Source organism: Streptomyces sp. NPDC030995, from assembly GCF_055571215.1.
This window is the reverse complement of sequence record NZ_JBVIFS010000011.1, coordinates 83106-97271: the sequence shown is the minus strand read 5'-3', so window position 1 is coordinate 97271 and position 14166 is coordinate 83106. Positions and strand designations below refer to the sequence as shown.

The 14166-nt window shown below is 71.4% G+C and carries 12 protein-coding genes; 3 read left to right on the top strand and 9 right to left on the bottom strand.

All coding sequences use genetic code 11. From position 1 onward, the window contains the following. Nucleotides 1–49 precede the first annotated feature (49 nt). The 5 genes from pgl to tkt all read right to left on the bottom strand — a co-directional run bounded on the left by pgl (nucleotide 50) and on the right by tkt (nucleotide 6901). Complete coding sequence (gene pgl / locus ACZ45T_RS18690; protein WP_468442541.1) at nucleotides 50–832, bottom strand: 6-phosphogluconolactonase; 783 nt, start codon at nucleotides 830–832, stop codon at nucleotides 50–52. Between the two features lie 235 nt (nucleotides 833–1067). Then, the gene (opcA, locus tag ACZ45T_RS18685) at nucleotides 1068–2114 is read right to left on the bottom strand and encodes a glucose-6-phosphate dehydrogenase assembly protein OpcA (protein ID WP_468442539.1); all 1047 of its coding nucleotides are present in this window, start codon (nucleotides 2112–2114) and stop codon (nucleotides 1068–1070) included. Further along, nucleotides 2111–3637: a glucose-6-phosphate dehydrogenase gene (zwf, locus tag ACZ45T_RS18680; protein ID WP_468442537.1), complete on the bottom strand. Its 1527-nt coding sequence runs from the start codon at nucleotides 3635–3637 to the stop codon at nucleotides 2111–2113. The genes opcA and zwf overlap by 4 nt, the downstream gene beginning before the upstream one ends. A 5-nt stretch (nucleotides 3638–3642) precedes the next feature. Continuing rightward, nucleotides 3643–4761, bottom strand: a complete 1119-nt coding sequence (gene tal, locus ACZ45T_RS18675; RefSeq protein ID WP_468442535.1) for a transaldolase — start codon at nucleotides 4759–4761, stop codon at nucleotides 3643–3645. A 34-nt stretch (nucleotides 4762–4795) separates the two neighbouring features. Then, on the bottom strand, nucleotides 4796–6901 hold the full coding sequence (gene tkt, locus ACZ45T_RS18670; protein WP_468442534.1) for a transketolase: 2106 nt from the start codon (nucleotides 6899–6901) through the stop codon (nucleotides 4796–4798). Nucleotides 6902–7228: 327 nt separating this feature from the next. Between tkt and ACZ45T_RS18665 the strand changes: the two genes are divergently transcribed. The 3 genes from ACZ45T_RS18665 (at nucleotide 7229) to ACZ45T_RS18655 (ending at nucleotide 9764) form a co-directional block, all read left to right on the top strand. Next, entirely contained in the window at nucleotides 7229–8176 is a 948-nt protein-coding gene (locus tag ACZ45T_RS18665; protein ID WP_468442745.1) for a heme o synthase, read from the top strand. 15 nt (nucleotides 8177–8191) lie between these two features. Beyond that, nucleotides 8192–8569: a hypothetical protein gene (locus ACZ45T_RS18660; RefSeq protein WP_468442532.1), complete on the top strand. Its 378-nt coding sequence runs from the start codon at nucleotides 8192–8194 to the stop codon at nucleotides 8567–8569. Between the two features lie 106 nt (nucleotides 8570–8675). Continuing rightward, on the top strand, nucleotides 8676–9764 hold the full coding sequence (locus tag ACZ45T_RS18655; protein WP_468442530.1) for an amidohydrolase family protein: 1089 nt from the start codon (nucleotides 8676–8678) through the stop codon (nucleotides 9762–9764). Nucleotides 9765–9780: 16 nt separating this feature from the next. Here ACZ45T_RS18655 and ACZ45T_RS18650 read toward each other — a convergent pair whose 3' ends face one another. The 4 genes from ACZ45T_RS18650 to ACZ45T_RS18635 all read right to left on the bottom strand — a co-directional run bounded on the left by ACZ45T_RS18650 (nucleotide 9781) and on the right by ACZ45T_RS18635 (nucleotide 13815). Further along, on the bottom strand, nucleotides 9781–10770 hold the full coding sequence (locus tag ACZ45T_RS18650) for a COX15/CtaA family protein (protein WP_468442528.1): 990 nt from the start codon (nucleotides 10768–10770) through the stop codon (nucleotides 9781–9783). A 66-nt stretch (nucleotides 10771–10836) separates the two neighbouring features. Further along, on the bottom strand, nucleotides 10837–11952 hold the full coding sequence (locus ACZ45T_RS18645) for a hypothetical protein (RefSeq protein WP_468442526.1): 1116 nt from the start codon (nucleotides 11950–11952) through the stop codon (nucleotides 10837–10839). A 68-nt stretch (nucleotides 11953–12020) separates the two neighbouring features. After that, entirely contained in the window at nucleotides 12021–12800 is a 780-nt protein-coding gene (locus ACZ45T_RS18640) for an ABC transporter permease (protein ID WP_468442524.1), read from the bottom strand. 88 nt (nucleotides 12801–12888) lie between these two features. Further along, nucleotides 12889–13815: an ABC transporter ATP-binding protein gene (locus tag ACZ45T_RS18635; RefSeq protein WP_468442522.1), complete on the bottom strand. Its 927-nt coding sequence runs from the start codon at nucleotides 13813–13815 to the stop codon at nucleotides 12889–12891. Nucleotides 13816–14166: the final 351 nt, after the last annotated feature.

Here is a 14166-nt window from a genome sequence, read left to right as displayed (position 1 = left end):
ACGAAGGGCCCGCTCTCCTCGGGAGAGCGGGCCCTTCGCGTTGCCGGGGTCAGGAGGAGGCCGGGGGATACATCCCGGTGGGGAGTTTGGCCGCCGCCGCCCGGTCCAGGAGCCACAGGGTGCGGGAGCGGCCGTAGGCCTCCGCGGCCGGGGCCTGGACGCCGCCCGCGCCGCCGAGGGCGATGGACACGGCGCCGGCCTTGTCCTCGCCCGCGGCCAGCAGCCAGACCTCACGGGCCGCCCGGATGGCCGGGAGGGTCAGGGAGATCCGGGTGGGCGGGGGCTTCGGGGCGCCGTGGACACCGACCACCGTGCGCTCGGTCTCGCGGGCCGCCGGGTGCTCCGGGAAGAGGGAGGCCACGTGCGTGTCCGGGCCCACGCCCAGCATCAGCACGTCGAAGCGGGGGACCGGACCGTGGTCCTCCGGGCCGGCCGCCTTCGCCAGCTCGGCCGCGTAGGCGGCTGCCGCCGCGTCCACGTCGGCCCCGTACGGGCCGTCCGAGGCCGGCATGACGTGCACGCGTGCGGGGTCGACCGGGACGGAGTCCAGGAGGGCCTCGCGGGCCTGGGTGTGGTTGCGCTCGGGGTCGTCGGCGGGGACGTAGCGCTCGTCGCCCCACCACAGGTCCAGGCGGTGCCAGTCGATCGCGTCCCGCGCGGGGGCGGCTGCCAGTGCTGCGAGCAGGCCGTTGCCGTTGCGTCCGCCGGTGAGGACCACGGACGCGGAGCCGCGGGCCGTCTGTGCGTCCACGATCTTCGTGATGAGCCGGGCCGCGGCGGCCTGGGCCATCAGTTCCTTGTCCCGGTGGACGACGACTTGGGGAGTCGTCATACCCATGTGCTGCCGCCTTCTTTGGTAGTGCGGGTGGGCGCGGTGCGGGTACCGCTGCGCGGAGCTGCTCCCCGCCCCGCCCTTTCTCCGTATCCCGGGGCTCCGCCCCGGACCCCGGTCCTCAAACGCCGGACGGGCTGAAAGATCAGCCTCGCCGGCGTTTGAGGCGCGGGGTCCGGGGCGGAGCCCCGGTTTCGGGAAGGGGCGGGGTGGGGGAAAGCCCCGCAGGGACCAGCTACTTGGCCGCGGCCTTCTTCGCCGGCTTGGCCGCCGGCTTCGGGGCCTCGGCCTCGGCCTTGGTTTCGGCCTTGGGCTTGGCCGGGGCCTCGGCCTTGGCGGGCGCTGCTGCCGCCGCCGACGACTCCAGCTTCGCCACGCCGAACTTCAGCGAGGCCTCGTACGTGTTGTCCGGGTCCAGGCGGCGGAGTTCCTCCGCCAGGAGCTCGGCCGTGTCGCGGCGCTTCAGCGCCACCGCACGGTCGGGCTGCCCCGGCATGCACAGCGTGGCCAGCGACCCGTCCGCCCGGTCCAGGACGATCTCGCCGTCCTTGGTCGTCAGGCGTACGGACGTCAGGCCCGGGCCCGAGGACAGCGTGCGCGTGACGGGGACCTGGAGCCGGTCCGCCAGCCACATGGCCAGCAGCTCGCAGCTCGGGTTCTCGTCCTCGCCCTCGACGGTCGCCGAGACGACCGACAGGGACTGCTGGTCCAGCGCGGCCGCCAGCATGGAGCGCCACGGGGTGATCCGGGTCCAGGACAGGTCCGTGTCCCCGGGGGCGTACGCCGTCGCCCGGGCGGCGAGGGTCCCGACCGGGTCCTCGCAGGCGTACGTGTCCGTGATCCGGCGCTGGCCCAGCGTCCCCAGCGGGTCGCCCGCCAGGTCCGTGGGAGCACCGTCCGGCCACCAGACGACCACCGGGGCGTCCGGCAGGAGAAGGGGGAGAACCACCGACTGGGCGTGGTCGACCAGTTCGCCGTGAAGGCGGAGCACGACCGTCTCACCGCTGCCGGAGTCCGCCCCGACGCGGACTTCCGCGTCGAGACGGGCGTTCTGGCGACTGCGCGGCGAGCGGCTGACCCGCTTGATGACGACGACGATCCGCGAGGGGTGTTCGTGGGACGCGTCGTTCGCCGACTTGAGCGCGTCGTACGCGTTCTCTTCGTCGGTCACGATCACCAGCGTGAGGACCATGCCGATGGCCGGCGTGCCGATGTCCCGGCGTGCCTGCACCATCGCTGCGTTGATCTTGCTGGAGTTGGTCTCCGTGAGGTCGATCTTCATGGCCGGCGCCAGCTCCGTCCGTCTCGTGCGAGCATCTCGTCCGCCTCGACCGGCCCCCAGGTGCCCGCCGGATACTGCGCGGGCTTGCCGTGCTTGTCCCAGTACTCCTCGATCGGGTCGAGGATGTTCCAGGACAGTTCGACTTCCTGGTGACGAGGGAAGAGGTTCGCGTCGCCGAGGAGCACGTCGAGGATGAGCCGCTCGTACGCCTCGGGGCTCGACTCCGTGAAGGACTCGCCGTAGGCGAAGTCCATCGTGACGTCCCGGACCTCCATGGAGGTGCCCGGAACCTTGGAGCCGAAGCGGACCGTCACGCCCTCGTCCGGCTGGACCCGGATGACCAGGGCGTTCTGCCCCAGCTCCTCGGTCGCGCCCGACTCGAACGGCAGGTACGGGGCCCGCTTGAAGACCACCGCGATCTCCGTCACCCGGCGGCCCAGGCGCTTGCCCGTCCGCAGGTAGAAGGGGACGCCCGCCCAGCGGCGGTTGTTGATCTCCAGGCGGATGGCCGCGTAGGTGTCGGTCTTCGACTTGGGGTCGATGCCGTCCTCTTCGAGGTACCCGACGACCTTCTCGCCGCCCTGCCACGCGGCCGCGTACTGGCCGCGCACGGTGTGCTTGCCCAGGTCCTCCGGCAGCTGCACCGCCGTCAGGACCTTCAGCTTCTCGGCCACCAGCGCCTTGGGGTGGAAGGAGCCGGGCTCCTCCATCGCCGTCAGCGCGAGCAGCTGGAGCAGGTGGTTCTGGATGACGTCACGGGCCGCGCCGATGCCGTCGTAGTAGCCGGCCCGGCCGCCGATGCCGATGTCCTCGGCCATGGTGATCTGCACGTGGTCGACGTACGACCGGTTCCAGATCGGCTCGAACATCGTGTTGGCGAAGCGGAGCGCCAGGATGTTCTGGACGGTCTCCTTGCCGAGGTAGTGGTCGATCCGGAAGACCTCGTCACGCGGGAAGACCTCGTGGACGACCTTGTTGAGCTCCTCGGCGCTCTTCAGGTCGTGGCCGAAGGGCTTCTCGATGACGGCGCGCCGCCAGGAGCCCTCCTTCTGGGCCAGACCGTGGTCCTTGAGCTGCTGGACCACCTTGGGGAAGAACTTCGGCGGGACCGACAGGTAGAAGGCGAAGTTGCCGCCTGTGCCCTGTGCCTTGTCGAGCTCGTCGATCGTCGCCTTCAGGGTCTCGAAGGCGGCGTCGTCGTCGAAGTTGCCCTGCACGAACCGGCAGCCCTGCACCAGCTGCTGCCAGACCTCCTCGCGGAACGGCGTGCGCGAGTGCTCCTTGACGGCCTCGTACACCTCCTGGGCGAAGTCCTCGTGCTCCCACTCCCGGCGGGCGAAGCCGATCAGCGAGAAGCCCGGCGGGAGCAGGCCGCGGTTGGCCAGGTCGTAGACGGCAGGCATCAGCTTCTTGCGCGACAGGTCACCCGTAACGCCGAAAATGACCAGGCCGGACGGCCCCGCGATGCGCGGGAGCCGCCGGTCCTGTGCGTCACGAAGCGGGTTCGCTCCGTTTACAGACAAGGTGTTCAGGCCTCCGTGGGGGCGAGGCGCTCAAGCTCCGCCTCGGTCGACTTCAGAAGGTCGTTCCAGGACGCCTCGAACTTCTCGACGCCCTCGTCCTCGAGCAGCTGAACCACATCGTCGTACGAGATGCCCAGCTTCGCGACCGCGTCGAGCTCGGCGCGAGCCTGCTCGTAGGTGCCGCGCACGGTGTCACCCGTGATCTGCCCGTGGTCGGCGGTGGCCTCCAGGGTGGCCTCCGGCATGGTGTTCACCGTGTTCGGGGCGACCAGGTCGTCCACGTACAGGGTGTCCTTGTACGCCGGGTCCTTGACGCCCGTCGAGGCCCACAGCGCGCGCTGCTTGTTCGCGCCGACGCGCTCCAGGGCGGCCCAGCGGTCCGAGGAGAAGACCTCCTCGTACGCCTCGTAGGCCAGACGGGCGTTGGCGAGCGCCGCCTTGCCCTTGAGGGCCTTGGCCTCGTCGGTGCCGATCGCGTCCAGGCGCTTGTCGATCTCGCTGTCCACGCGGGACACGAAGAAGGAGGCGACCGAGTGGATCAGGGAGAGGTCCAGGCCGGCGGCCTTGGCCTTCTCCAGACCCGACAGGTACGCGTCCATGACCTCGCGGTAGCGCTCCAGCGAGAAGATCAGCGTGACGTTGACGCTGATGCCCTTGCCGATGACCTCGGTGATCGCCGGCAGGCCGGCCTTGGTCGCCGGGATCTTGATGAGCGTGTTCGGGCGGTCCACCAGCCAGGCGAGCTGCTTGGCCTCGGCGATGGTCGCCGCGGTCTGGTGCGCCAGGCGCGGGTCGACCTCGATCGACACGCGGCCGTCCTGGCCGTCGGTGCGGTCGTAGACCGGGCGCAGGATGTCGGCGGCGTCGCGGACGTCCGCCGTCGTGATCATGCGCAGGGCCTCGTCCACGGTGACCTTGCGGGTCGCGAGGTCGGTGAGCTGCTGCTCGTACCCCTCGCCGCCGCTGATCGCCTTCTGGAAGATCGCCGGGTTGGTGGTGACACCGACCACGTGCGACTGGTCGATGAGCTCGGCCAGGTTTCCGGACGTGATGCGCTTGCGGGACAGGTCGTCCAGCCAGATCGCCACGCCCTCGTCGGAGAGGCGCTTGAGTGCGTCTGTCATGGGAATTGCATCTCCTACTGGTCTTGTACCGGTGTCAGCGCGCGGTGGCGGCGAGGCCACGGGTTTCATCGAGAGAAGCCTTGGCCGCCGCGGTCACGGCCTCGGCGGTGAAGCCGAACTCGCGGAACAGCACCTTCGCGTCGGCCGAGGCACCGAAGTGCTCCAGCGACACGATCCGGCCGGCGTCGCCGACGTAGCGGTGCCAGGTCAGGCCGATGCCGGCCTCGACCGCGACGCGGGCCTTCACCGAGGAGGGCAGGACGCTGTCCTTGTACTCCTGGTCCTGCTCCTCGAACCACTCGACGGACGGCATGGAGACGACCCGGGTGGGGACGCCCTCGGCCTGCAGCTGCTCGCGGGCCTCGACGGCCAGGTGCACCTCGGAGCCGGTGCCGATGAGGACGACCTGGGCGGGTCCGCCCTCGGCCTCGAACATCACGTAACCGCCCTTGGCGGCGTTCTCGTTGCGCTCGTACGTCGGCACGCCCTGGCGGGTGAGCGCCAGACCGTGCGGGGCGCCCTTGCCGAACACCTTGGTGTGACGGCGCAGGATCTCGCGCCAGGCGATGGCGGTCTCGTTCGCGTCGGCCGGGCGGACCAGGTTCAGGCCCGGGATGGCGCGCAGCGAGGCGATGTGCTCGACCGGCTGGTGGGTCGGGCCGTCCTCGCCCAGACCGATGGAGTCGTGCGTCCACACGTACGTCACCGGCAGGTGCATCAGCGCGGACAGGCGGACGGCGTTGCGCATGTAGTCGGAGAACACCAGGAAGGTGCCGCCGTAGATGCGGGTGTGGCCGTGCAGGGCGATGCCGTTCATGGCCGCGGCCATGGCGTGCTCGCGGATGCCGAAGTGGATGGTGCGGCCGTACGGGTCGGCCTCCGGCAGCGGGTTGCCCACCGGCAGGAACGAGGAGTTCTTGTCGATGGTGGTGTTGTTGGAGCCGGCCAGGTCGGCCGAGCCGCCCCACAGCTCCGGGATGACCGCGCCGAGCGCCTCGAGCACCTTGCCGGAGGCGGCGCGGGTGGCGACGCCCTTGCCGGCCTCGAAGACGGGGAGCTCGTCCTCCCAGCCCGCGGGAAGCTCGTTGGCGTTGATGCGGTCGAACGCGGCGGCGCGCTCCGGGTTGGCGGTGCGCCAGGCGGAGAACTCCTTCTCCCAGGCGGCCTTGGCCTCGCGGCCGCGGTCCCCGAGGGCGCGGGTGTGCGCGATGACCTCGTCGGAGACCTCGAAGGTCTGCTCCGGGTCGAAGCCGAGGACGCGCTTGGTGTCGGCGACCTCGTCGTTGCCGAGCGCGGAGCCGTGCGAGGCCTCGGTGCCCTGGGCGTGCGGGGCGGGCCAGGCGATGATCGAGCGGGCCGCGATGAAGGAGGGGCGCTCCGTCTCGGCCTTGGCGGCCTGGAGGGCGGCGAACAGCGCCTTCGGGTCGAGGTCGCCGTTCTCCTGCTGCTCGACGCGCTGGACGTGCCAGCCGTACGCCTCGTAGCGCTTCATGGTGTCCTCGGAGACGGCCGTCTCCGTGTCACCCTCGATGGAGATGTGGTTGTCGTCCCACAGCAGGACCAGGTTGCCGAGCTTCTGGTGGCCGGCCAGCGCGGACGCCTCGTGGGAGATGCCCTCCTGGAGGCAGCCGTCGCCCGCGATCGCGTAGACCATGTGGTCGAACGGGGAGGTGCCCGGGGTGGCCTCCGGGTCGAACAGACCGCGCTCGTAGCGGGCGGCCATGGCCATGCCCACCGCGTTGGCCACGCCCTGGCCGAGCGGGCCGGTGGTGGTCTCCACGCCGGCCGTGTGGCCGTACTCGGGGTGACCGGGGGTCTTGGAGCCCCAGGTGCGGAACGACTTCAGGTCGTCCAGTTCGAGCCCGAACCCGCCGAGGTACAGCTGGGTGTAAAGGGTCAGGGACGAGTGCCCCGCGGAGAGCACGAACCGGTCGCGGCCCACCCACTCGGGGTCCGCCGGGTCGTGCCGCATCACCTTCTGGAAGAGGGTGTACGCGGCGGGGGCCAGGCTCATGGCCGTACCGGGGTGGCCGTTTCCGACCTTCTGGACCGCGTCAGCGGCCAGGATGCGGGCGGTGTCGACGGCCCGCTGGTCCAGTTCGGTCCAGTCGAGCGCTGTGGTCGTCGGCTTGGTGCTCACCGTGGGTCAGGGCTCCTCTCCACATGTATGAATCCCGGTGACGAACGGTGCACCGGCGCGATTCCGAGCCTACCCCCGCAACGGCGTGCAGCTATTCGAGTGCAGGCAGTCCGTCACCGCGCCGCCGACCCGCGTTCACCTCCTCACGGGGGCCCGGACCGGGGCGTCCCCCGTATGTATGCACGGTCCGATCGGCCCAACACGAAGCGACCCCCGCGCGGGGCGACGTAAGTGCAACGTCTACAGTGGCGTGGTACGCGCAAGCCTTAACCGGGCCTTCATGTTCTGGGTGGTCCGAGTCGGAGCTTGCTGGATTCTCTCTCAGGGGTGTGCGTGACGGCCGTCGAATCCCGTCCAGCGGCGGTGCTCGGGACGAGCCCCGGTCACCGGCCGTTCGGGACCCGCGTCATGGCTTTCGTGGCATTGACCAAGCCGCGGATCATCGAACTTCTGCTGATCACCACAGTGCCGGTGATGTTCCTGGCCGAGCAGGGCGTGCCGTCCCTGTGGCTGGTCCTCGCGACCTGCTTCGGCGGCTACTTGTCCGCGGGCGGGGCCAACGCGCTGAACATGTACATCGACCGTGACATCGACGCGCTGATGGACCGAACCTCGCAGCGGCCCCTGGTCACCGGCATGGTCAGCCCCCGCGAGTGCCTGGTCTTCGGCATCACGCTCGCCGTGGTCTCCACCCTGTTCTTCGGTCTGCTGGTCAACTGGCTGTCGGCGGCCCTCGCCCTCGGCGCGCTCCTCTTCTACGTCGTGGTCTACACGATGCTGCTGAAGCGGCGCACCGCGCAGAACATCGTCTGGGGCGGCATCGCGGGCTGCATGCCGGTGCTCATCGGCTGGTCCGCGGTCAAGAACGAGGTCTCCTGGGCCGCGGTCATCCTCTTCCTCGTCATCTTCTTCTGGACGCCGCCGCACTACTGGCCGCTGTCGATGAAGGTGAAGGACGACTACGCGCGCGTCGGCGTGCCGATGCTCCCCGTCGTGGCCGGCAACAAGGTCGTGGCGCGTCAGATCGTCCTCTACAGCTGGGTGATGGTGGCGGTCTCGCTGCTCCTCACCCCGCTGGGGTACACCGGCTGGTTCTACACCGCGGTCGCGCTGGTCGCGGGTGGCTGGTGGCTGTGGGAGGCGCACGCGCTGCACACACGGGCCAAGGCCGGCATGACGGGCGCGAAGCTCAAGGAGATGCGACTGTTCCACTGGTCCATCACCTACGTGTCGCTGCTCTTCGTGGCCGTGGCCGTGGATCCCTTCCTCCGCTGATTACTCACCGGTAGCATGCCCTCCATGGCAGACACCGCAGAGACCGCAGACGCAGCGAACGCCGCAGGCGCCTCGGACAAGAAGCAGGACCGTACGGCGGCGAAGCTGGCCAAGCAGATCGGCGCGTTCGCCAAGCAGCACGGCGGCGCCGAGGGCCAGCTCGCCCACATGGGCCAGGCCGGCACCCGGATCGTGCTCGTCGGCACGGACGGCGGCTGGGGCGACCTGGTGGCCCCCACCTTCGCCGTGGCGCAGCTGGCCGCCGAGAAGGCCGGGCTGACCCTCCACGAGGAGTTCGACGGGGAGTTCGCCGCGCGTGTGAAGACGGGCCCGTACGAGTGGACGCGGATGGCCGGCATCCAGCTCGGCGGACCCGCGAACCCGGCCGCCTGATCCTCCAGGTGCGCTCTCGGTCAACAGCCCGAGCAACACCTCACGCACCGCTCACCCGTTAGGACGTGTGGAAGCCCCTTCCTCACGTCCGCAACGGGATGCCCGGATGATCGAAACGCCGCCCCTGGTGGACCAGTCCTGCCACGGATTCCTCCGTACGGAGCTGGGCCTGGGCACCTTCGAGGCCCAGCTGATCCGCTCGGCCGGCCCGCCCGCCGCGGGCACCACCTTCTTCGACACCCAGCCGGGCTTCGCGGTGCGCCGCTGGTGCCCGCCGCTGCTGGGGCTGGAGCCGCACGCCACCCCCGCCCGCTATCTGGCCCGGCGGCGCGAGCTGGGCGCGGCGGAGTCCGCGCGACGGCTGCTGAGGGGCTCCGGGGTCGCCGCCTACCTGGTCGACACCGGGGTGGCCGGGGACCTCACCGGCCCCAAGGAGCTGGCGCTCGCCGGGGACGCCGAGGCCTTCGAGACCGCCCGGCTGGAATTGCTGGCCGAGCAGGTCGCCGACACCTCCGGGACGGTGGCCGCCTTCCTCGCCAATCTCGCCGAGGCCGTCCACCACGCCGCCACCGGGGCGGCCGCCTTCACCTGCGCCGTGGCCTTCGACGGCGCCGCCGCGGCCCTGGAGCCCGGGCCGCCCGGTCCCGGTGAGGTGCGCGGGGCGGCCGGGCGGTGGCTGGCCCGGCGGCCCAGGGGCGGTGCCGTACGGGACCCCGTGATCCTGCGGCACCTGCTGTGGAGCGCGGTGGCGTCCGGGCTGCCGCTCCAGCTGCACACGGGCGCGGCGGATCCGGCGCCGCTGACGGAGTTCGTACGGGCCACCGCGGGCCATGGCGCGCGGCTGGTGCTGCTCGGCGGATACCCGTACCACCGGCACACGGCGCAGCTCGCGGCGGCCTTCCCGCACGTCCACGCCGACGCCGGCGCGGCCCTCGGGCAGACCGGGGCGCGGGCCGCGGCGGTCCTGGCCGAGCTGCTGGAGCTCGCGCCGTTCGGGAAGCTGCTGTTCTCCAGCGGCGGGCGGCAGCTGCCCGAACTGCACGCGGTGGGCGCCCTGGTGTTCCGCGAGGCGCTGGGCCGGGTGCTGGGCGGCTGGGTCGGCGAGGGTTCCTGGTCCTGGCGGGACGCGGAACGGGTCGCCGCGATGGTCGCGGCGGGCAATGCCCGCCGCGTCTACCGGCTCGACGCCCCCTGAGGGGTGTCCGCAGGGCTCAGACGGTGGAGAGCTGCGGGTCGCCCTGGGCCGGGATCTCCGCCTGCTCGGCCGGCCGCTCGCGCAGGCTCAGCGCGATCCGGAGCACGGCGATCCATACCAGGCACGAGCCCAGCATGTGGGCGGCGACGAGGACCTCGGGCACCTGGGTGAAGAACTGCACGTAGCCGATGCCGCCCTGGGCGAGCAGCACGATCAGCAGGTCGCGGGCGCGGGCCCGGGTGTCGGTGGGGGCGTCGACCACGCGCAGCACCAGCCACATCGCGACGGCCAGCGCGCACACCAGCCAGGCGGAGACGGCGTGCACATGGGCGGTGGTCGTCCAGTCGAACGGCATCCGCTCGATCTCGCTGCTGTCGCCGGCGTGCGGTCCGGAACCGGTGACCACCGTGCCCGCCGCGATCAGCACGAGCGTGGTGGCGATCAGTGCCCACGACAGCTTGCGGACCGGGCCCGGCACGCGGGGGCGGGGCGCGGTGTCGCCCTCGCCGATGCGCTGCCAGGTGACCGTCGTCACCGCGATCAGCGCGGTGGCGAGCAGGAAGTGCCCCGCCACGCTGTACGGGTTGAGGCCCGTCTTGACGGTGATGCCGCCGAGCACGGCGTTGGCCATCACGATGACGAACTGGACCCAGCCGAGCTTCGTCAGCTCGTGGCGCCAGGGCTTGGCCGAGCGCGCCGCGAGGATGAACCAGCCGACGGCCGCGCTGAGCACGTAGGTCAGCATCCGGTTGCCGAACTCGATGGCGCCGTGGAAGCCCTGTGCCTGCGTCGCGATCAGGCTCTCGTCGGTGCACTTGGGCCAGGTGTCGCAGCCGAGACCGGATCCGGTCAGCCGCACCGCGCCGCCGGTGACGACGATGGCCACGCTCATGACGAGCGCGGCGAGCGCGGCCCGCCGGACGATCCGGGGTGACGGAGTCCAGCGGCTGGCGATGTATGCGAGGGGGTTCAACACGGCTCCTATCGTAGGCGGAGCCTTGTGCAAAGTTTCACGAGGGGGTCCCCCCTCGGGGTGTCTTGCCCGGGCCCGCGAAGATCGCCCGGACAGGCCCTACGTGTCCGGGCCGCTGACGAAGCGGAACCTCGCCCCGGCGGGATCGCCCTCCTCGTGCCACCACAGGCGGATCCGCCAAGGGGCGCCGTCGCCCGGGTGGTCCGCCGAGCCCGTGAACCCCCGTAGCACTTCGCCCGCTACGTCCTCGGCCGTCCGGTTCCTCACTTCTGTTCCGCTGTGCCAGGGATGGTCCAGTACGTTCCACAGTCCGTCAGGACCGCGCACCTCTACGCGCCACACCGCGAGCCAGGGCGTGACCTCCAGCATCGTGCGCACCTGCTCGGCGCCGAGATGCAGCCGGGCGGCGATCTCGGGCTCCGCCACCCCCTGGATACGGGCGGCCACCACGGCCTGGGGCAGCAGCCGTTCGGGCAGCAGCCCCTGCGAGCGCAGGCTGATCAGGGAGTCGAAGGCCAGGAAGCGCAGGCGCAGTTCCAGCTGGCGGCCGATGTGGTCCAGGGCCTCCTCGGCCTCCTGGGACTTCTCCGCGGCGGGGTCCGCGAGCAGCAGCTGCCGGAAGTCGGACTCCGCGTCCACGGCCCAGGCCACCGCGTCCTCGGCGAACCCCAGCTCGGCGAGGCGGTCCCCGAGGAACACCTTGGCCTGGGCGAGGCCCCGCCGGTTGACCGGATCGCGCTGGTCGAGACCCGCCCACACCTCGACCGCGGTGCGGGTCAGATCACGGGCGCGCTCGCCGGCCGCCCGCTCCATGATGCTCGGGCCCTCGCTGGCGGCGGGCCCCAGCGGGTGCTTCGGCAGCCGGGCCCCGTCGCTCAGCGGCCAGGCCAGCCACACCCCGTGGTTGATCAGCCCGCGGGCGTACCAGCGGGCGAACTCGGGGGAGTGCCGGGCCGCGCGCTCGGAGCTGCGCAGCCCCTCCTCGATGGTGGCGAGGGCGCTCGCGCGGTCTCCCGCGGCGAACCGGACAGCGGCCCGGTCGGCGAGGCGCAGCCCGAGCAGCGCGGTGCACTGGGGATCGTCCGTGAAGGTGCGCAGGGCGCCGATCAGCTCGTCGAGGAGCCGCTCGCGCTCCGCCGGTTCCGCGTGCGCCGCCCCCGACCGCACCCTTGCCCACTGCTCGTCCAGCCGAAGTACGGCCTCCCGCTGCACCATGTCCGCCCCCCGGCTTCATGTGTGGAGGCGCCCATCCTCCCGGCAATGAAGCCGCGAGGGGAAGGGTTTCATTCCCAGCGGAAGAGCCGCCCGGCGGCGCCCAGACCGAGTACGGCCCAGCCGGCGAGCACGGCCGCGTCGCCCCACGGCAGCGCGGCCCCGTGCTGGAGCACCTCCCGCAGACCGTCGGACAGGGCCGAGATGGGCAGCAGCCCCAGTACGGACTGCACCGCGTCCGGGAACTTGTCCAGCGGCACGATCACCCCGCCGCCGACCAGCAGCAGCAGGAACACCAGGTTCGCGGCGGCCAGGGTCACCTCGGCCTTGAGCGTGCCGGCCATCAGCAGCCCCAGCCCGGAGAAGGCGGCGGTGCCGAGCAGGATCAGCGCGGCGACCGACAGCGGGTTCCCGTGCGGCGACCAGCCCAGCGCGAAGGCGATCACCGTCAGCAGGGCGATCTGGAGCACCTCGGTGACCAGCACCGACAGGGTCTTGGCCGCCATCAGCGCCCAGCGCGGCAGCGGGGAGGCCCCGAGCCGCTTGAGGACCCCGTAGCGGCGGTCGAAGCCGGTGGCGATGGCCTGGCCGGTGAAGGCGGTGGACATCACGGCGAGGGCCAGGATGCCGGGCGCGAGGAAGTCCACGGACTTCTCGGTCCCCTCCTGGATGGGCACCGTGACGATGTCGACCGCGGAGAAGAGGGTCAGCAGCAGCGCCGGGATGATCACGGTCAGCAGCAGCTGCTCCCCGTTGCGCAGCAGCATCCGGGTCTCCAGTGCCGTCTGCGCGAGGATCATGCGCGATACCGGGGCCGCTCCCGGGTTGGGCGTGAACGTACCGGCGCTCATGCGCGCAGCTCCTTGCCCGTGAGCTCCAAGCTGTGCCTTCCCGGGGGACGACCCCCGGACCCCCGGCGAGGGTCTGTGGTGATCGGCGTCATGAACGCAGCTCCTTGCCCGTGAGCTCCAGAAAAACGTCTTCGAGGGTGTGCCGCTCCACCGAGAGGCTGTCCGGCATCACGCCGTGCTGCGCGCACCAGGAGGCGACGGTGGCCAGCAGCTGCGGGTGGACGTCGCCGGTGACCCGGTAGACGCCCGGGGTGAGCTCGGCGGCCTGGGTGCCGTCGGGCAGCGCCTTCAGCAGCGAGGCGAGGTCGAGGGAGGGGCGGCCGGTGAAGCGCAGGGTGTTCTCGGCGCCGCCGCGGCACAGCTGCTCGGGGCTGCCGTGGGCGATGACCCGGCCCGCGTCCACGATGGCGACCTCGTCCGCGAGCTGCTCGGCCTCGTCCATGTGGTGGGTGGTGAGGACGGCGGTGACCCCGTCGGCGCGCAGTTCCCGTACGAGGTCCCAGGTCGCGCGGCGGGCCTGCGGGTCCAGGCCGGCGGTGGGCTCGTCCAGGAAGACCAGCTCGGGGCGGCCCACCACGGCCATGGCCAGGGCCAGGCGCTGCTGCTGGCCGCCGGAGAGCCGGCGGTAGGCGGTGCGGCCGCAGCCGCCGAGGCCGAGGCGTTCCACCAGGGTGTCGACGTCGAGCGGGTCGGCGTAGAGCTTGGCCATGTGGCGCAGCATTTCGACGGCGCGGGCTCCGGAGTAGACGCCTCCGGACTGGAGCATCACGCCGATCCGGGGGCGCAGCGCCTCGGCCTGGGCGACCGGGTCGAGGCCGAGGACGCGGACGGTGCCCGCGTCGGGGCTGTGGTAGCCCTCGCAGGTCTCCACCGTGGTCGTCTTGCCCGCGCCGTTGGGACCGAGGACCGCGGTGACGGAGGCCTTCCGGACGGTGAGGTCCAGGCCGTCCACCGCTGTCTTGGGGCCGTACCGCTTCACCAGTCCGCGGATCTCCACCGCGGGGTCGTTGCTCATGAGGGGTGAGTCTACGGAGCCGGAGGAGGGGCCGTGGGTCCCGGCCCCCGTGGCTGCCGGTGGCCGCCTTCGTCGCCGTCGGATTCGAACATCGCGTCGCGAAATACAGCTCTTTTCAGCCGGGTGGTCCCGGATGGCCCATCCGGTTTCCGTGATCTTTTCCGGAACCTGATGTTTAACGCGCCGGAAAGCGTTCTGGGCGGAGGTGTGCTGGTGGGAGCCGTTTACCGGTACGTCGGAAGCACTCGGCAAGATAGCGGAACGCCCCCCTCCGAATTACTCTGCGTCGACAAATTAGGTAACCCTTAGTGATGGAGGCCACCAGCCGTGGCCTCCGTCACGGCTTGTCGG

Bases quoted from the DNA above. Each gene is read 5' to 3' on its own strand.
- pgl (WP_468442541.1), bottom strand. From the start codon at position 832: ATGACGACTCCCCAAGTCGTCGTCCACCGGGACAAGGAACTGATGGCC.
- opcA (WP_468442539.1), bottom strand. From the start codon at position 2,114: ATGAAGATCGACCTCACGGAGACCAACTCCAGCAAGATCAACGCAGCG.
- tal (WP_468442535.1), bottom strand. From the start codon at position 4,761: ATGACAGACGCACTCAAGCGCCTCTCCGACGAGGGCGTGGCGATCTGG.
- ACZ45T_RS18660 (WP_468442532.1), top strand. From the start codon at position 8,192: ATGCCCTCCATGGCAGACACCGCAGAGACCGCAGACGCAGCGAACGCC.
- ACZ45T_RS18655 (WP_468442530.1), top strand. From the start codon at position 8,676: ATGATCGAAACGCCGCCCCTGGTGGACCAGTCCTGCCACGGATTCCTC.
- ACZ45T_RS18645 (WP_468442526.1), bottom strand. From the start codon at position 11,952: ATGGTGCAGCGGGAGGCCGTACTTCGGCTGGACGAGCAGTGGGCAAGG.
- ACZ45T_RS18640 (WP_468442524.1), bottom strand. From the start codon at position 12,800: ATGAGCGCCGGTACGTTCACGCCCAACCCGGGAGCGGCCCCGGTATCG.
- ACZ45T_RS18635 (WP_468442522.1), bottom strand. From the start codon at position 13,815: ATGAGCAACGACCCCGCGGTGGAGATCCGCGGACTGGTGAAGCGGTAC.